At 69.2% G+C, this 17,626-nt stretch carries 15 protein-coding genes; 3 read left to right on the top strand and 12 right to left on the bottom strand.

All coding sequences use genetic code 11. The features are described 5' to 3' along the window. The first annotated feature begins 22 nt into the window (after window positions 1–22). The 3 genes from ED208_RS07550 to ED208_RS07540 all read left to right on the top strand — a co-directional run bounded on the left by ED208_RS07550 (window position 23) and on the right by ED208_RS07540 (window position 3,688). Window positions 23–1,228, top strand: a complete 1,206-nt coding sequence (locus ED208_RS07550) for a fatty acid desaturase family protein (protein ID WP_123211287.1) — start codon at window positions 23–25, stop codon at window positions 1,226–1,228. Between the two features lie 115 nt (window positions 1,229–1,343). Beyond that, window positions 1,344–2,480 (top strand): ferredoxin reductase, encoded by a 1,137-nt coding sequence (locus ED208_RS07545; RefSeq protein ID WP_123211286.1) that lies wholly within the window; start codon window positions 1,344–1,346, stop codon window positions 2,478–2,480. A gap of 26 nt (window positions 2,481–2,506) precedes the next feature. Further along, window positions 2,507–3,688 (top strand): fatty acid desaturase family protein, encoded by a 1,182-nt coding sequence (locus tag ED208_RS07540; RefSeq protein WP_123211285.1) that lies wholly within the window; start codon window positions 2,507–2,509, stop codon window positions 3,686–3,688. 11 nt (window positions 3,689–3,699) lie between these two features. Here ED208_RS07540 and qhpR read toward each other — a convergent pair whose 3' ends face one another. The 12 genes from qhpR to ED208_RS07480 form a co-directional block, all read right to left on the bottom strand. After that, window positions 3,700–4,740, bottom strand: a complete 1,041-nt coding sequence (qhpR, locus tag ED208_RS07535; RefSeq protein WP_233574923.1) for an AraC-like transcriptional regulator QhpR — start codon at window positions 4,738–4,740, stop codon at window positions 3,700–3,702. 63 nt (window positions 4,741–4,803) lie between these two features. Then, window positions 4,804–5,586, bottom strand: coding sequence for an ethanolamine ammonia-lyase subunit EutC (gene eutC / locus ED208_RS07530; RefSeq protein WP_123211284.1), 783 nt, complete (start codon window positions 5,584–5,586; stop codon window positions 4,804–4,806). Continuing rightward, window positions 5,583–6,980 carry an ethanolamine ammonia-lyase subunit EutB gene (locus ED208_RS07525; protein WP_123211283.1) on the bottom strand — a complete coding sequence of 466 codons (1,398 nt, stop codon included), beginning with the start codon at window positions 6,978–6,980 and terminating at the stop codon, window positions 5,583–5,585. The genes eutC and ED208_RS07525 overlap by 4 nt, the downstream gene beginning before the upstream one ends. 3 nt (window positions 6,981–6,983) lie before the next feature. Next, entirely contained in the window at window positions 6,984–7,640 is a 657-nt protein-coding gene (locus ED208_RS07520; RefSeq protein ID WP_123211282.1) for a histidinol-phosphatase, read from the bottom strand. 44 nt (window positions 7,641–7,684) lie between these two features. Next, a complete protein-coding gene (locus ED208_RS07515) occupies window positions 7,685–9,835 on the bottom strand; it encodes a phosphocholine-specific phospholipase C (protein ID WP_123211281.1) in 2,151 nt (716 codons plus the stop codon). A gap of 28 nt (window positions 9,836–9,863) precedes the next feature. Beyond that, window positions 9,864–12,020 (bottom strand): phosphocholine-specific phospholipase C, encoded by a 2,157-nt coding sequence (locus tag ED208_RS07510; protein WP_123211280.1) that lies wholly within the window; start codon window positions 12,018–12,020, stop codon window positions 9,864–9,866. Between the two features lie 8 nt (window positions 12,021–12,028). Beyond that, a complete protein-coding gene (locus ED208_RS07505; protein ID WP_123211279.1) occupies window positions 12,029–12,277 on the bottom strand; it encodes a hypothetical protein in 249 nt (82 codons plus the stop codon). Continuing rightward, a complete protein-coding gene (locus ED208_RS07500; protein ID WP_123211278.1) occupies window positions 12,274–12,879 on the bottom strand; it encodes an HD domain-containing protein in 606 nt (201 codons plus the stop codon). Before ED208_RS07500 ends, ED208_RS07505 begins: the two co-directional genes overlap by 4 nt. Beyond that, complete coding sequence (locus ED208_RS07495) at window positions 12,876–14,015, bottom strand: TIGR03364 family FAD-dependent oxidoreductase (RefSeq protein WP_123211277.1); 1,140 nt, start codon at window positions 14,013–14,015, stop codon at window positions 12,876–12,878. The genes ED208_RS07500 and ED208_RS07495 overlap by 4 nt, the downstream gene beginning before the upstream one ends. Continuing rightward, on the bottom strand, window positions 14,012–14,845 hold the full coding sequence (phnX, locus tag ED208_RS07490; protein ID WP_123211276.1) for a phosphonoacetaldehyde hydrolase: 834 nt from the start codon (window positions 14,843–14,845) through the stop codon (window positions 14,012–14,014). The genes ED208_RS07495 and phnX overlap by 4 nt, the downstream gene beginning before the upstream one ends. A gap of 8 nt (window positions 14,846–14,853) precedes the next feature. Further along, a complete protein-coding gene (locus ED208_RS07485; protein ID WP_123211275.1) occupies window positions 14,854–16,545 on the bottom strand; it encodes a putative 2-aminoethylphosphonate ABC transporter permease subunit in 1,692 nt (563 codons plus the stop codon). After that, entirely contained in the window at window positions 16,542–17,612 is a 1,071-nt protein-coding gene (locus ED208_RS07480) for an ABC transporter ATP-binding protein (protein ID WP_123211274.1), read from the bottom strand. Before ED208_RS07480 ends, ED208_RS07485 begins: the two co-directional genes overlap by 4 nt. Window positions 17,613–17,626 lie beyond the last annotated feature (14 nt).

Below are 17,626 nucleotides of genomic sequence, written 5' to 3'. Positions count from 1 at the left end.
CACACCCCGCAGGAGCCACGCCATGACCCTGTTCCAGAGCCCGGCCGGTGATACCGAGATCGGCCACAGCGAGTCCGTTACGCCGAAGCCGAGAAAGCCGCGCGCCAAGGCAGGCGCGCCGGCAACTGCCGTCACCGCCACCTCGGCCTGGCTGAGCAAGGCCGAGGCCGATGCCTTCGGCCGCGAGATGGAAGCCATCCGCGAGCAGGTGCTGGCGAGCCGTGGTGCCAAGGACGCCGCCTACATTCGCCGCATGATCCGCATCCAGCGCGGCACCGAGATCGGCGGCCGCGCGCTGATCTACGCCGGCATCGTCTTTCCGCCCGCCTTCCTGGCCGGCGCCACGACGCTGGGTGTGGCGAAGATCCTCGACAACATGGAAGTCGGCCACAACATCATGCACGGCCAGTGGGACTGGATGCGCGATCCCAAGATCCACTCCAGCAGCTGGGAATGGGACACCGCCTGCCCGGCCGACCAGTGGAAGCACAGCCACAACGTCGGGCACCACACCTGGACCAATGTGGTCGGCAAGGACAAGGACGTGGGCTACGGCATTCTGCGCATGAGCGAGCAGGAGCCCTGGCAGCCGCGCCATCTGCTCAACCCGATCAACAACGCGCTGCTGGCGACCCTGTTCCAGTGGGGCGTGGCGGTGCACGACACCGGCATCGAGCAGGTGCGTACGCCGACCGCGCTGCACAACATGCCTTCGGAGATGAAGGCCAAGCTGCGCGGCGTCTGGAAGAAGGCGAAGAAGCAGGTGCTGAAGGACTACGTCTTGTTCCCCGCCCTCGCCGGCCCGTTCTTCCTGCCGGTGCTGGCGGCCAATGTCGGCGCCAACCTGATCCGCAACTTCTGGACCTACACCATCATCTTCTGCGGCCACTTCCCCGACGGCGTGCAGCAGTTCAGCGAAGAGAGCATCGAGGGCGAGTCGCGCGGCCAGTGGTATCTGCGCCAGCTGCTGGGCTCGGCCAACATCGAGGGCGGCAAGCTCTTCCACGTGATGAGCGGCAACCTCAGCTTCCAGATCGAGCACCACCTGTTCCCCGATCTGCCCAGCAACCGCTACGCCGAGATCGCGCCGCAGGTGCAGACGCTCTGCGCGAAGTACGGCCTGCCCTACAACAGCGGCTCGCTCAGCCGGCAGTTCGGCACCACCCTCAAGCGCGTGTTCAAGCTGGCGCTGCCGAATCGCGAAGAGTTCAAGGCCGCCTTCGCCTGATGGCCGCACGGCGGCGGCCCGCAAGGCCTGCCGCAGTGCATCAATGACCGGCCCGGCGCCGAAGCGCATAGTGCCGGGACAAAACAACAACACCGAGCCACATGGAGGAGACACCATGCAGCCATCCGCAGCACCCGTCGCACACAAGAAATCCCTGCTCGACCGCGTACTCGCCGTCACCGACGCCTTCGCCTGGCCGCTGCGCACCTCGCACTACCTGGAGCTGGTGAATCCGCTCTGGACCACGCATGCCTTGCAGGCGCGGGTCGAGAGCGTCTGGGACGAGACCGCCGACGCCCGCACCATCACGCTCAAGCCCGGCCGCAACTGGCGCAGCCACCGGCCGGGCCAGCACCTGCGCATCGGCGTGCCGATCGGCGGCATGCACTACACCCGCACCTACTCGATCAGCTCCGCGCCCGAACGCGAGGACGAGTGCTTCACGATCACGGTGAAGGCGATCCAGAGCGGGCGCATGTCGCACCACCTGGTGCGGCAGATCAAGCCGGGCGATTTCCTGCCCATCGGCGTGCCGCAGGGTGACTTCTACCTGCCGGACGCCAACCCGGTCCAGCCGCTGTTCATCAGCGCCGGCAGCGGCATCACCCCGATCATGAGCATGCTGCGCAGTCTGGTCGCGCAGGAGCGCCTGCCCGATGTCACCCACATCCACTACGCGCCGCACGCCTACGACGTGATCTTCGGCCAGGAGCTGAAGGCGCTCGCCGACAAGCATCCGCACTACAAACTGCATCTGGTCTACACCCGCGAACCGGGCGAAGACCTGAGCGAAGCGGCGAAGCGCCGCAAGCCCTACTTCAGCGGCGAGCAACTCGAAAAGGTCTGCCCGGACTGGCGCAGCCGCGATGTCTGGGCCTGCGGGCCCCAGGGCCTGCTCGACGCGGTCGAAGGCCACTGGCGCGAGGCCGGCCTGAGCCGGCAGCTGCATACCGAGCGCTTCCGCGCCCAGGTCGCGCCGACGCCGACCGAGATCACCGCCGGCACCGTGCGCTTTGCCGACAGCGCGGTCGAGGCAAGCAGCGACGGCATCATCAACCTGCTGCGGCTGGCCGAGGACAACGGTCTGAACCCCCCGCACGGCTGCCGCATGGGCATCTGCCACGGCTGCGACGCGGTGCTGAAGTCCGGCTGCGTGCGCGACCTGCGCACCAACGCGATGCTCAACGAACCCGGCCAGATCGTGCAGATCTGCGTCTGCGCCGCCGCCGGCGACGCCGAGCTGGCCCTCTAGTTTCCTCACCTTTCAGGAGAACCCTCATGGGCATGCCCACGCACCTGTCCGCCGCCGAGATCGAGGAATTCGGTCGCGAGATGGACGCCATCCGCAACGAGGTCATGGACTCGCGCGGCGAGCGCGACCGCGCCTACATCCTCAAGATCATCCGCTGGCAGCGCAGCCTGGCGCTGGGCGGCCGCCTCGTGATGTTCCTGAGCCTGCTGCTACTCCCGGCCTCGCAGCTGCCCTACGCCGGCTGGCCGCAGTTCCTCGCCGTTCTCGGCCTCGGCGCGGTGATGCTGGGACTGGCCAAGATCATCGAGAACATGGAGATCGGCCACAACGTCATGCACGCCCAGTGGGACTGGATGCGCGACCCCGAGATCCAGAGCAACACCTGGGAGTGGGACAACGTCTGCCCGTCGGACCAGTGGAAGCACAGCCACAACGTCGTGCACCACACCTGGACCAACGTCTTCGGCAAGGACCCGGACATCGGCTACGGCGTGCTGCGAGTCACCCCGCAACAGCCCTGGCAGCCCAAGCACCTCGCCAATCCGGTCATCAACTTCTTCCTCAACATCTGGTTCCAGTGGGGCGTCGCGGTACACGACGTCGAAGCCGACAAGATTCTCGAAGGCAAGAAATCGCTGGCCTCGGTGAAGCCGCTGCTGCGCGGCATCTGGCGCAAGGCCGCGCGGCAGCTGCTGAAGGACTACCTGCTGTGGCCGGCGCTCGGTGCCGCGCTGACCGTACCGGCCTCGCTGGCGCTGGGTCTGTCGCCCGGCGGCATCGCCCTCGCCGCCTTCCTGTGGATCGCCGGCGCCAACGCCCTGGCCAACTTGCTGCGCAACGTCTGGTCGAACGTGATCATCTTCTGCGGCCACTTCCCCAGCGGCGTGCAGCACTTCACCCAGGAAGAAGTCGCCGGCGAGACCCGCGCCCGCTGGTACGTGCGCCAGCTGCTGGGCAGCTGCAACATCGGCGGCGGCACGCTCTTCCACATCCTCAGCGGCAACCTCAGCCACCAGATCGAGCACCACCTGTTTCCGGACATGCCCAGCAACCGCTATCCGGAAGTGGCACCACGCGTGCGGGCGCTGGCCCAGCGCTACGGCCTGCACTACAACACCGGCTCGCTGACGCGGCAGTTCGGCACCACCACCTGGACGATCTGGCGTCTGGCCCTGCCCGGCGGCGGCACCGCCCACGCGGCCGCCTGAGCCGCGCTGCCTCAGCTCACCGCCGCGCGCTGGGCGCGCATCCGCGACGGCGGCACCCCGTAGCGGCGGCAGAAGGCGCGGGTGAAGGCGCTGGGCTCGGAATAGCCGAGCAGGCTGGCGATGTCGGCCAGCGGCAGTTGCGGCTGCGCCAGATAGGCCATGGCGAGGTCGCAGCGCACCTCTTCCACCAGCTCGGAATAGCTGTAGCCGTGCTCGGCGAGCCGGCGTTGCAGGGTCCAGCGCGGCAGCCGCAGCAACTCGGCGACCGCCTCGATGTGCGGCGCGCCCTCGCTCAGCGAGGCGCGGATCTCGCTGCGCACCCGGTCCATGAAGGCCAGCGCGATGGGGCCGCTGCCGCCACCGACGCGCGACAGCTCTTCGCAGAGCCGGGGCAGTTGCGCCAGATCACGCCCCGGCATGGCGCGCTGCAACTCGCGGTTGCGGAACACCAGGGCATTGCTGCGGCGGCCGAAGTACACCGGCGCGTCGAAAGCACGCTCGTGCTCGCGCCAGTCGCCGGGGCGCGGATGCTCGAACTCCACCCGCTCCGGCGCCCAGCCGCGCCCCAGGCAGCGGCGCAGCACGTTGGCGAACATGCCCAGGGTCAGCTCGGCGTCCTGGCGGCGCTCGACGATGTGGCCGTCGAGGATGCGGTACTCCAGGCGCAGCAGGCCCTCGGCCTGGTAGAAGCGGGTTTCGGTGACCTGCTGGTGCAGGTGGAACAGGCGGGCGAGATTGTCGAGTGCGCTGCCCAGGGTCGGCGAGGCCAGCGCGATGCGGCCGATCAGGCCGAGTTGCTCGGGCTCGAACTGCTGGCCGAACCAGAGCCCGAAATTGCCATTGCCGGTCTGCGCGGCGGCGGTTTCCATCAGCCGGCAGTAGGCGCCGAGATCGACTTGCAGGCAGGGATTCTCGATCTGCTGCGGCGCCAGGCCGGCGCGCGACATCAGCGTCAGGGGATCGCTGCCCTGCGCGGCGATGAAGCGGTCCACACCGTGCGCGGCGGCGGCGAGCACATGGCGCTGGCGTTGATAAGGGCTTGCGACGGACAAGGGCCAGACTCCGAAACCGACGACCCGGCCTGGACTACGCCAGACCGGAACCGGAACTGCGTTCTACTCCAAGCAAAGATCGTTCCGCGCCGCCTCGCCCAGGGCCGGCGCGGCGTCCACCTTCAGCTCGACGCCGGTGAGCCGGCGCTGGCGCGCCTCCGCCATCAGCCAGACCAGGGTGTCGGCGGCCTGGGCGTAGGACAGGCCGTCGGCGTGGATGTTGGAAATGCAGTTGCGCTCGGAATCGGCGCGCCCCAGGCGCGGCGCCCAGGTGAGATAGATGCCCAGGCTGTCGGCGATGGAAAGACCGGGCCGCTCGCCCACCAGCACCGCCACCAGGCGCGCGCCGAGCGCTTCGCCGACTTCGTCGCCCAGCGCCACCCGCGCCTGCTGCGCCAGCACCACCGGCGCCAGCTTCCAGTTGGGGATGCGCTCCAGCAGCGCCGCGATCAGGGGCGCGGCATGGGCATTGACCGCCGCCGCCGAGAGGCCGTCGGCCACCACCAGAGCGAGGTCGTAGTCGCCGTGCAGGGCGGACAGCGCCGGCAGATCCTCGGCATGCAGCCGTCGGCCCCAGTCCGGGCGACGCAGATAGCTGGCGCGATCCGGCGCGCGCGAGCGCAGCCTCAGGCTTGGCAGCGGCTGCAACAAGCCAGCGATGCGCTCGTAGTCCACCACCCCGTGCACGGCGTCGCGGGCGCGGCCGTGCGCGGTCTGGAAGTCGAGCAGCGCCGTGGTCGGCAGCGCGTCGCCGCTGCGGCCCAGGCCGATGCGCGCGCGGGTGGCGACCCGCAGCCCGGCGTAGGGATCGACCAGGTCCGCCGGCGGCGGCTTGAGCGCGCTCATCGCGACAGGCCCTCCAGCGCCAGCAACTGCCGCAGCGCGCGACTGTCGGCTCCGGGCGGCGGCAGCCGGCCCTGCGCGTCGAGCAGACCCATGCGCGCCAACCAGGCCTCGAATTCCGGCGCGGGTTTGAGATTCATCAGATGCCGGGTCGCCACCACGTCGTGATAGGACAGGCTCTGGTAGCTGAGCATCACATCGTCGGCGCCCGGCACCGCGATGACGAAGTTGACACCCGCGGTCGCCAGCAGCACCAGCAGCGTGTCCATGTCGTCCTGATCGGCCTCGGCATGGTTGGTGTAGCAGACATCCACGCCCATCGGCAGGCCCAGCAGCTTGCCGCAGCAATGGTCCTCCAGGCCGGCACGGATGATCTGCTTGGCGTCGTAGAGGTATTCCGGGCCGATGAAGCCGACCACGGTGTTGACCAGGAGTGGCTGGAACTCGCGCGCCACCGCGTAGGCGCGCACCTCCAGGGTCTGCTGATCGACGCCGTGATGGGCGTTGGCGGACAAGGCCGAGCCCTGGCCGGTCTCGAAGTACATGCAGTGCCCGCCGACCGTGCCGCGCTTCAAGCTCCGCGCCGCCGCATGCGCCTCGCGCAGCAGGGCGAGATCAATACCGAAGCCGCGGTTGGCGCCCTCGCTGCCGGCAATGGACTGGAACACCAGATCCAGCGGCGCGCCGCGCTCCATCGCCCGGAGGCTGGTGGTGACATGCGCCAGCACGCAGGACTGGGTGGGAATCTCGAAGCGCTGGCGCAGCGCGTCGAACATCTCCAGCAGGCGGATGCAGTCGGGCACGCTGTCGGTGGCCGGGTTGAGGCCGATCACCGCGTCGCCGGCGCCGAACAACAGGCCATCCAGGGTGGAGGCGGCGATGCCGAGCGGATCGTCGGTGGGATGATTGGGTTGCAGCCGGCAAGCCAGCCGGCCGGGCAGGCCCAGGGTGCTGCGGAAGGCGGTCACCACCCGGCACTTGGCGGCCACCGCGATCAGATCCTGGTTGCGCATCAGCTTCGACACCGCCGCCACCATCTCCGGCGTCAGACCCGGCGCCAGCGCCGCCAGCGCCTCGCTGGTCGCCGCGTAGGACAGCAGCCAGTCGCGAAAGCCACCGACCGTGAGATGCGCGACCGGCGCGAAGGCGGCGGCATCGTGGCGATCCACGATCAGCCGCGTCACCTCGTCGTCCTCGTAGGGGATCAAGGCCTCGCTGAGAAAGCTGCGCAGCGGCAGCTCGGCGAGCGCGTAGCGCGCGGCCATGCGGCGCTCGTCGCTGTCGGCGGCCAGGCCGGCCAGCTCGTCGCCGGAACGGCGCGGCGAGGCGCAGGCCAGCAGGGTCTTCAGGTCATCGAAGCGATGACGCCGGACCCCGAGGTCGTGGTGGTAGGCCACGGTTCAGCCGCGCAGGCTGATCGCCCGCCAGCCGCGCTTGGCGGCCTCGGCGCTCAGCACCGGGTCGGCATCCACCGCCACCGCCTCGTCGGCCATCTCCAGCAGCGGGATGTCGTTGCGGGAGTCGCTGTAGGCGATGGTGCTGGTATAGGCCTGCGGCTGCTGCGCCAGCCACTGCCGCAGGCGCGTGACCTTGCCGCCCTGGAAATTGGGCAGGCCGGCGACCCGACCGGTGTAGCGGCCATCGACCATCTCGACCTCGGTGGCGAGCAGGTGATCGACGCCGAGCAACTCGGCAATCGGCTCGGTGACGAAGCGATTGGTGGCGCTGGTGATGAGCAGGGTGGCGCCCTCGGCGCGGTGACGCGCCAGCAGCTCCGGCGCCTTGGGCGCGACGATGGGCGCGATGCGCTCGGCCATGAACTGCCGCCGCCAGGCATAGAGCGTCTGCGGATCGTGCGCGGCCAGCGGTCGCAGCGCGAAGGCGCAGAACTCCAGCATGTCCAGGGTGCCGGCCAGGTACTGCTGGTAGTAGGCCTGGTTGGTCGCCTCGTACTCGGCGCGGTCGACATGGCCCTCGTCGCACAGGAACTGCCCCCAGAGGAAGTCGCTGTCGTCGGTCAGCAGGGTGTGGTCGAGGTCGAAGATGGCGAGGCGCATGGACTAATGATGGGCAATACGAAGTGTGAGGAAGCGTGCCGGGCTCAGACGCCCATGGCCGGGTCGCTGACCGAGGCCGCGCCGGTTTCGACCCGGCCGGCGTAGCGGCGGCTGTAGCCGCTGTCATCGCCTTCGACGGTCACCGTGAAGTCGTACCAGTGGAAGCTGTCGGCCAGCGACCAGGCGTGGTCGGCGCTGCCATAGCCGGGCAGGCGCAGGCGCACCGGGCCGCTGCTGAAGTAGGCGTTGGGGGTGATGAGCAGGGTCCGCGCCTCCTTGGACGGGTTGCGGGTCTGCAGGTAGACATCGCCGTTGGCGGCGTCGTAGCAGACCCGGATCTCCGGCGTCGGCGCCTGTGTCGAGGCCTTGCCGGTGAAATGCCGGTGCCAGCCATTGTGGCTCAGCACCCAGAGATCGTAGGCACCGCCGTCCTCGGCCAGATCCCAGTGGTCGTCGAGCATCTTGCCGGCTTCGATGCCGTAGCGGCGCGGGTTGCGGTCCAGATGCAGGCGGTCGTAGACATGGAACACCGCGCCGGCGGAACCGGTGTTGGCCAGCAGCAGCTTCAGCCGGCGCTCGGCGTGATCGACCTCGGCGGTCACATGCAGCTCGTAGGGCAGCGCGCAGGAGGGCTTCACGCCCAGCTCCTGCACCGGATAGGCCTGGCTGGCCTCGTCCGGCACCGCCACCTGCGACTGGATCTCCTGGCTGTAGCGGATCAGATCGGCGCTCAGCTTGGTCTGCAAGGGCAGGCTGTCGCCGCTGTCGTCATTGGGATTGACGAAGTTGAAGCAGCCCATCAGATCGCCGGAGAAGGTCTTGCGCCAGGCGCTGATGTTGGGCTCGGCAACCCCGAAGCGCTGCTCCAGGAAGCGCAGCACCGAGGTGTGGTCGTAGGCTTGCGAGTTGACCCAGCCGCCACGGCTCCAGGGCGAGATCACGTACATCGGCACTCGCGGGCCGGGGCCGAATACATGTTGGTGGTACTGCTCGCCGCTGTAGTACTCGCTGCCGAGGTCGGCGAGCGTGCTCTTGCCGGCCAGGCTGCCGTCGGCGTTCAGCGAGGGCGCGGCATGCGGCGGCACATGGTCGAAGAAGCCATCGTTCTCGTCGAAGCAGACCAGCAGCACGGTCTTGGCGAAGACCTCCGGGTTGGCGGTCAGCGCATTGAGCACTTCCTGCGTGTACCAGGCGCCCTGCACCGGGCTGGACGGCCCCGGGTGCTCGGAGTAGTTGGCCGGCGCCACCACCCAGGACACCTGCGGCAGGCTGCCGGCCAGCACCTCCGCCGAGAAGTCCATCAGCATCAGCGGATTCAGCATGTTGCCGTTGGGCATGGTGTTGGAGCAGCCCTTGTACAGCGGGATGTCGCCGTGCAGCGCCTCGGTGTAGGTGAAGTAGGGGAAGCCCTCGCTGGTGTTGCCGGCCGCCTCGTTGGCGACGCGGTACTGCTTGAAGCCGTGCAGCGGGTTGTCGGTGAAGTTGTCGGGCAGGTTCTGGTAGACCTTCCAGCTCACCCCGGCCGCTTCCAGCCGCTCGGGATAGGTGGTCCACTCGTAGCCCTCGCTGGAGGCGCCCAGCGAGTCGTAGGTGTTGTCGATGGCCGGACCGCCGCCGACGCCGCTGGGGTTGTTGGTGCCGGTCCAGTAGAACAGGCGATTGGTGTTGGTGCCGCCTTGGAAGGCGCAGTGGTAGTCGTCGCAGAGCGTGAAGGCATTGGCCAGCGCGAACTGGAATTCCAGCTCCGCCTGCTTGTAGTAGCCCATCGACTGCGGCTGCTTGTAGGTCGGCCACTGGTCGATGCGGCCGTTGTTCCAGGCCGGCTGGGCGTTGTCCCAGCCGTGCGGGGTGCCATCGACGCGCTGGGCGTTGCCGGCGCTGCTGTCCAGGTGGTAGGGCAGGATCACGCGGCTGCCGCCGTCCACCGCGTAGGTCTGCTCCCAGACCTTGCGCCCGCCGGGCAGCGGAATGCCGAAGCGGTCACCGAAGCCGCGCACCCCGGCCATGGTGCCGAAGTAGTGATCGAAGCTGCGGTTCTCCTGGATCAGGATCACCACATGCTCGACATCCATGATGGTTCCCGCCTTGTTGTTGGCGGGGATCGCCAGGGCGTCGCGGATGCACTGCGGCATCAGCGAGGCGGCGGCGCTGCTGCCGGCGAGCTTCAGGAAGCGGCGGCGGTCGAGTGTGCTCACGGCGTCTTTCTCTAAGGAATAAAAAGGTTCAGCCCAGGCCCATGGCCGGATCGCTGAGCAGGGGCTCGCCGGTTTCGACGCGGCCGGCGAAGCGGCGGCTGTAGCCGCTGTCGTCGCCCTCGATAGTCACCGTGAAGTCGTACCAGTTGCCGCTGCTCGCCAGCGACCAGCCGTGGTCGGCGGCGCCGTAGGGCCGCAGGCTCAGACTCCAGGGGCCGTCGCCGAAGTAGGCATTGGCGCGGATCTTCAGCGTGCGCGCGCTGGCGCTGTCGTTCTTGGTCTGCAGGTAGACACCGCCGTTGGCGATGTCGTAGCAGACCCGCAGTTCCGGCAGCGGCTCGGCCTGCGCGAACAGATTGCCGGTGAAATGCCGGTGCCAGCCGTTGTGGCTCAGCACCCAGAGATCGTAGGCGCCGTCATCGGCATTGAGATCCCAGTGGTCGTCGAGCAGCTTGCCGGCCTCAACGCCGTAGCGACGCGGGTTGCGGTCCAGATGCAGACGGTCGTAGACGTGGAACACCGCGCCGGCGCTGCCGGTATTGGCGAACACCAGGCGCAGGCGGCCGGTCCTGGCGTCGAGTTCGGCGCTGGCATGCAGCTCGTAGGGCAGCGCCCGCGACAGCCGCACCCCGGTCTCCTGCACCGGGAGGCTCTGCTCGCTCTCCGAAGGCACCGCCACCGGTAGCAGCAGCGACTGCGTGAGCGTGACGGTATCGACGCCGAGCTTGGTCAGCGCCGGCAGTTCGGCGCTGTTGTCGTTGTTGGGATCGACGAAGTTGAAGCAACTGGTGAGATCGCCGCAGAAGGCCCGGCGCCAGGGCCCGATGTTGGGCTCGATCACGCCGAAGCGCTGTTCCAGGAATCGCAGCACCGAGGTGTGATCGAAGCTCTGGCTGCACACCCAGCCGCCACGGCTCCAGGGCGAGATCAGCATCATCGGCACCCGTGGGCCGGGGCCGAAGGCGTGATTCTTGTACTCGTCGCCGCTGTGGTACTCGCTGGAAATGTCCGCCAGCGTGCTCTTGCCGGCCAGGCTGCCGTCCTCGTTCATCGACGGCGCGCAGGGCGGCGGCAGGTGGTCGAAGAAGCCGTCGTTCTCGTCGAAATTGACGATCAGCACGGTCTTGCTGAACAGCTCGGGATCGGCGGTGAGCGCGTTCAGTACCTCCTGCACGTACCAGGCACCCTGCACCGGGCTCGATGGACCCGGGTGCTCGGAATAGAACATCGGCGCGATCACCCAGGACACCTGCGGCAGCTTGCCGGCGGTGATGTCGGCGGCGAAGTCGGCCAGCATGTTCGGGTTGAGTGTGTTGCCGTTCGGCAGCGTGTTGGCCACACCCTTGTAGAGCGGATTGCTGGCGTCCTGCGCTTCGTCGTAGGCGGGATAGGGAAAGCCGTCGCTGTTGTTGCCGGCCGCCTCGTTGGCGGCGCGGTACTGCTTGAAGCCGGCCAGCGGGTTGTCGGTGAAGTTGTCCGGCAGGTTCTGGTAGACCTTCCAGCGCACCCCGGCTTGCTGCAGGCGCTCGGGATAGGTGGTCCAACTGTAGCCACTGCTGCTGGCGTCCAACGAGTCGTTGGCATTGCTGGTGGCCGGGCCGCCGCCGGCGCCGCTGGGGTCGTTGGTTCCGGTCCAGTGGAAGATGCGGTTGGGGTTGGTGCCGGCGTGGATCGCCGCGTGGTAGTGGTCGCAGACCGTGAAGGCGTTGGCGAGCGCGAACTGGAACTCGACCTCGGCCTGCTTGTAGTAGCCCATCGACTGCTCGGTCTTGTAGGTCGGCCACTGGTCGATGCGGCCGTTGTTCCAGGCCGGCTGGGCGTCGCTCCAGCTGTGCGGCAGCGCGGTGAGCTGGGCCACCCGCAGGGCATTGCCCTTGCTCTTGTCCAGGTGGTAGGGCATCAGGGTGCGCGAGCTGCCGTCGGCGCTGTAGGTCTGCTCCCAGACCTTGAGCCCACCGGGCAGCGGAATGGTGAAACGGTCACCGAAGCCGCGCACCCCGGCCATGGTGCCGAAGTAATGGTCGAAGCTGCGGTTTTCCTGCATCAGGATCACCACATGCTCGACGTCCTGGATGGTCCCGGACTTGTTGTTGGCGGGAATCGCCAGGGCGTCGCGGATGCACTGCGGCATCAGCGAGGCGGCGGCAGTGCTGCCGGCCAGTTGCAGGAAGCGGCGACGGTCCATGGCGCGGCTCAGGAGTGGCTGGCCTTGGCGTGCTCGGCTTCGCAGGCGGCGCTGTCGATCTTCGCCACCGCGACGCCGTCGGCCGACTTCGCCGCCACCGTCGCCGGGTCCGGCGCGCAGCGCAGCTCGCGCGGCGCCGGCGCGAAGCTGGCCTCCGGCGCATGCGAGGGGCCGCAGGCGGCGAGGCCGCCGGCCAGGGCCAGACCCAGACAGAGGCTGGCGGCGGCACGATTGCGACGGTGGGCGTGGTGGTTCATGACGTGGCTCCGGTCTGGGCTGACGGCGAATCGGGTCGGGTGGCTGCGGTCCGCGTCTCGGCCTGGGCCTGACGCAGGTGAGGTAGAAAATGGCCGGCGTCGGGGCTTTGCGCCAGCGGATTCTTGGCGCAGTCGTCGTAGCGGCGCAGACGCAAGGCCGCCTCGGCCTGCGGCAGGCGGATGAAGGCGGCGGCCTCGTCGGCCGACATCGCCCCGCCCTGCACCGCCAGGCTGGCGCGCGAGGCCGCCGACAAGGCCGCGAGGTAGTCCGGCTCGCGCGCGCAGAGGTAGCGCTTGGCCTGTACATGCAGGCGCACCGGCTCGACCACGGCGGCACCGAATTCGCGCTTGAGCAGGCGCAGCGCGCGCAGCTCGTGATGGTCGTCCTCGCCGCGCGCCAGGCGCTCCACCTCGCTGCCCTCGACCAGATGACCGAGATCGTGCAGCAGCGCGGCGGCGACCAGCGGCGCGCCCTCGCCCGCCGCCTCGGCGAGGCTGGCGGTCTGCAGGGCGTGAGCTAGCTGGCTCACCGGCTCGTAGCCGTACTGTCCGCCGCCCCGGCTCACCAGCAGCGCCAGCAGACTCTCGACGCCAGCACTCACAGCCGCGCCTCCAGCACTTCCTCGGCGAGGCCCAGCGACAGCGTCATGCCGGCGCCGCCCAGGCCATTGACCACGGTCACGCCCTTGAGCGGATCGGCGATCAGCTCGGTGCCGCCCTTGAGCTTGGGATAGATGCCATGCCAGCTCCGCGCCGGGCGATGCCCGGGCAGGCGCATGAACTCGTGGATGGTGTCGAGGATCGCCTGGTTGATCTCCTCGCGGTCGAAGGGCTCCAGGGTGTGACCGTACTCGTGCGAATCGCCGAGGATCAGCTCGCCGCCGGCGTGCTGCGAGATCAGCGCGTGGATGCCCCAGCGCCGCTGCAGCGGGTAGACCGCGTCGGCGCGCGCGCGCAGCGCCGGCAGGCTGTCGGTGCAGCCGCTGAAGGCGTCGTAGTGCAGCAGCGTGAGGCCGGCGCAGAGTCCGGGGCCGAGGCGGTAACCGCTATCCTCCGGTGCCACCGACAGCATCTGCAGCTTGCACAGCGTCAGGGGCGCCAGCAGTTGCGGGAACAGGGTCTGCAAGTCCGGCCCGCTGCACACGAAGATATGGCCGGCGCGGATGCGGCCCTGCTCGGTGTAGAGCAGGCCGCTGTCGACGCCGGTGACCATGCAGCGGTTGAGCAGGCGCACGCCCCAGCGCTCGGCCAGGTGGCTGGCCAGGCCACGCACGCACAGCGGCGAGGTGGCGGTGAGTTCGGTGGCGCTCCAGAGCGCGCCGAGCAGGCCCTCGCGGCGTAGCGACGGCGCCTTGGCGACCGCCTCGTCGGGCGTCAGCAGGCGCATCTCGTAGCCGGCGTCGGCGTAACGGCCGAGGAATTCCTCCAGCACCGCCAGCTCGGTGGGATGCCGCGCCGCGTGCAGGCTGCCGCTTTCCTCCAGCGGCAGGCCCGCCGCCGCCTTGAGATCCAGCCAGTGCCGGCGGCTGCGCAGCGCGCGGTCCAGCAAGAGGCCGGGTGGCTGGCCGATGGGCCAGATCAGGCCGAAGTTGCGTACCGAGGCGCCGACCGCGAACTCGCTGCGGTCGATCAGCGCCACCTTCAGGCCGCGCCGCGCAGCCTGATAGGCGTGGGCCAAGCCGACGATGCCGGCGCCGACCACGGCGACATCGAAGTCGCGCCCGCCATTGAGGCTCATGGCCGCTCCCCGCAGGCGAGGCGCATCTCGATGTCGTCCAGGCTGACTTCCAGGCTGGCGACGCTGTCGATCACGTAGTGGGCGCCGGCCTGCCTCAGGCGCTGGCTGGCGGCGGCGGCGCGGGCGCTGCGCTCGGCCGGCGGCAGCTTGGCCCAGTCGGCCAGCGACAGGCCCACCTCGTTGCCGCTCAGGGCCACCGCCACCGTCCACATGCCGGCCGACAAGCCTTCCTGGATGCCGGCCACGGTGTCGTCCACCTTCACGCAGGCCTGCACGCAGGACAGGCCCAGACGCTGGGCATTGGCCAGCGCCAGATCCGGCCAGGGCCGGCCGCGCGGCGCGTCCTCGGCGGCGAGGCTGCAATCCGGCGCATAGCCCTGCGCCAGCGCGGCGCGCTCGCAGAGCGCCAGCATCTCGCGGTTGTAGCCGGTGTTGGCGCCGATCTTCAGGCCGCGCGCGCGCAACCGCTGCACCAGGGCCACCGCGCCGGGAATCATCTGCGCATTGCTGGCGATGGTGGCGAGCTGGATCGGCTGGAACTCCCGGTAGAGCCGGTCGATGTCGGCCTCGCTGGTGGTGCTGCCCTTGGCTTGCTGCCAGGCGGCGGCGACCGCCGGGATCGCCAGCAGGCGGCGGATGTGTTCGCGCTTCTCGGTGCCCATCGGCTCGCGCGCCTGCGCCTGGCTCAGGCTCAGGCCCTCGCGGCGGAACAGTTCGACGAAGGCCTCGACCGGCGCCAGGCAGCCGTAGTCGATGACGGTGCCGGCCCAGTCGAAGATCACCGCCTGTAGCGGGCCGGTGTAGCGGCGTTGATAGCGTTGCGCGCTCATGGACGTGGCTAGGAATGGCGCCAGTGCTGGAGGCGCGCCAGCAGGAACTTCGACACCAGCCAGTGCAGCAGGCGCACCAGCAGGCAGGCCAGCACGATCAGCACCGCCATCGCGCAGGCCTCGGCGGTCTCGCCGGAGTCGTCGAGGTTGAGCGAGGCGACCGAGGCCAGGGTGGTGTCGGTGGCGTAGAGGAAGATCACCGCCGAGACGGTGCGGATGCCGTTGACGAACAGGTAGAACCAGATGTCGAGGATGGCCGGCAGGCAGACCGGCAGTGTCACCTTGCGCAGCAGCCGCCAGGCCGGCGCGCCGAGCATGGCGTTGGCGGCCTCGAATTCGCGGTCGAGCTGGTTGATGGCGGTGGCGGCGGTCATGTGCACCACGCTGTAGAAGTGCACCACGGTGCAGATCACCAAGAGGCTCATGCCGCCGTAGAGCACATTCAAGGGATTGCCCGGCGCGTTGAAGTAAAAGACATAGCCCAGACCGAGCACCAGGCCGGGGATCGCCAGCGGCAGCATCGCGAACAGGCGGAAGGCGTTGCGCAGCAGCACGCCCTTGCGGCCCTTCTCGGTGAAATAGGCGAACAGGAACACCAGCACGGTGCCGAAGCAGGCGGTGTGGAAGGCCAGCTCCAGCGAGTTGCGGAAGGCGCGCCAGCCGGTGCCGGGCACCGACTCGAAGCGGTAGTTGTCGAGCGTCAGCGTCAGGTTGTAGGGCCAGTAGCTGACCAGCGAGGCGTACACCGCCATGCCCATCACCGCCAGCACCGCCGCCGACAGCAGCAGCGCGTAGACGCCGGCCAGACCGTCGCGCAGGCGATCCGGCGGCGGCGTGTAGCGGGTGGCGCGCGCGCCCAGGGCGGCGCTCTGCTTGCTCGCTGACCAGCGATCCACCGCGAAGCTCAGCAGCGCCGGCAGGATCAGCACCAGGCTGATCGCCGAACCCATGCCGAAGTTGTGCTGGCCGATCACCTGCTTGTAGATGTCGGTGGGCAGCACGTTGTACTGGCCGCCGATCACCTTGGGTACGCCGAAGTCGGTGAACACCTGGGTGAACACTACCACCGCCGAGCCGATCAGGCCGTAGCGCACCGAGGGCAAGGTGACGGTGCGGAACACCCGGAACGGGCTGGCGCCGAGCACCCGCGCCGCCTCGAACAGCCGGCCGTCGGCATTGGCGAAGGCGGTGCTGAGGATCAGGAAGGCCAGCGGCAGGGTCCAGAACACCGAGCCAATGACGATGCCCACCGGCCCGTACAGCTCGGCGCCGAACAGCAGGCCCTTGGCCAGACCCTGTTCGCCGAACCAGTAGACCAGCGCCAGGCCGGGCATCAGCGAGGGCGCCATCAGCGGCAGGAACAGCACCAGCCGCAGCAGGCCGCGCCCCGGCAGCAGGGTGCGGGAGACGCTGTAGGCGGCGAGAAAGGCCAGCGTCACCGAGATCAGCGTGGAAACCGTGGACACCCACAGCGAGTTGCGCAGCGAGCGCTGCAAGGCCGGATCGGCGAGATAGCCGAGGAAGCGCGCAAAGCCGACCCAGCGGCCGGAGTCATCGAAGAAGGCGTGCTCGACCAGGGTGCCCAGTGGCAGCAGCAGGGTCGGCACCGCCAGCGCCAGCGCGAACAGCAGCAGGCCGCGATCCGACAGGCCCTGCCAGAGCGGGCGCCAGCGCGGCAGGTTCAGAGCCAGGCTGCTCATGCCGTGGCCGACTCGCTCAGCGGTTCGGCGGGAAACAGCCGCAGATAGTCGGGGTTGAAGTCCAGCGCCAGCGCGCCGCCCACTTCCGGCAGGCCGGCGGCGGCCTCCACCGGCAGCAGCAACTGCAATTCGCTGCCGTCCGCCAGCCGCGCCAGCAGGCGCAACTGGCTGCCGAGGAATTCCCGCGCCAGCAGCGTCGCCGGCAAGCCGCTGGCGGCCAGCCGCACCCGCTCGGGGCGGATGCCGGCGGTGATCGGCAGCCCGGGCAGCAGCGAAGCTGGCTGCGGCAGCTCGATGAGCGTGCCGGCGACTTCCAGCAGGCTGGCGTTGCGCAGCCGCGCCGGCAGGAAGTTCATCGCCCCGACGAAATCGGCGACGAAGCGGGTGCGCGGCTGCTCGTAGATTTCGTACGGCGTGCCCACCTGCTCGATCTCACCACGGTTCATCACCACGATGCGGTCGGCCATGGTCAGCGCCTCTTCCTGATCGTGGGTGACCATGATGGTGGTCACGCCCAGTTGCGCCTGCAGCGCCTTGATCTGGCTGCGCAGGTGCACCCGCACGCGGGCGTCGAGCGCCGACAGCGGCTCGTCGAGCAGCAAGAGACCCGGCTTGGGCGCCAGGGCACGCGCCAGGGCGACGCGCTGCTGCTGGCCGCCCGAGCACTGCGCCGGATACTTGCGCTCGAAACCTTCCAGGCCGACCGTCGCCAGCAGTTCGCGCGCCCTGGCCTCGCGCTCGGCGCGCGGCAGCTTGCCGACCAGACCGTAGGCGACGTTGTCCAGCACCGTCAGATTGGGGAACAACGCGTAGGACTGGAAGACGATGCCGAAGCCGCGCTTCTCGGCCGGCAGCGCCGAGATTTCCGCCTCGCCCTGGTGGATGCTGCCGGCGCTCTGCGGGTCCAGGCCGGCGATGGCGCGCAGCAGGGTGGTCTTGCCGCAGCCCGAGGGGCCGAGGAAGCACAGGAACTCGCCGGCCTGCACGTCGAGATGGATGCGATCCAGCGCGATGGCCTGGCCATAGCGCTTCTGCAGCTTGCGGATGCGGAGCAGCGGCTCGGTCATGGGGAGCGGTTCCG

This window comes from Stagnimonas aquatica (assembly GCF_003730135.1).
Taxonomy (GTDB): Bacteria; Pseudomonadota; Gammaproteobacteria; order Nevskiales; family Nevskiaceae; genus Stagnimonas; species Stagnimonas aquatica.
The sequence above is the reverse complement of the archived record's forward strand: the minus strand, read 5'-3'. Positions and strand labels throughout refer to the sequence as shown.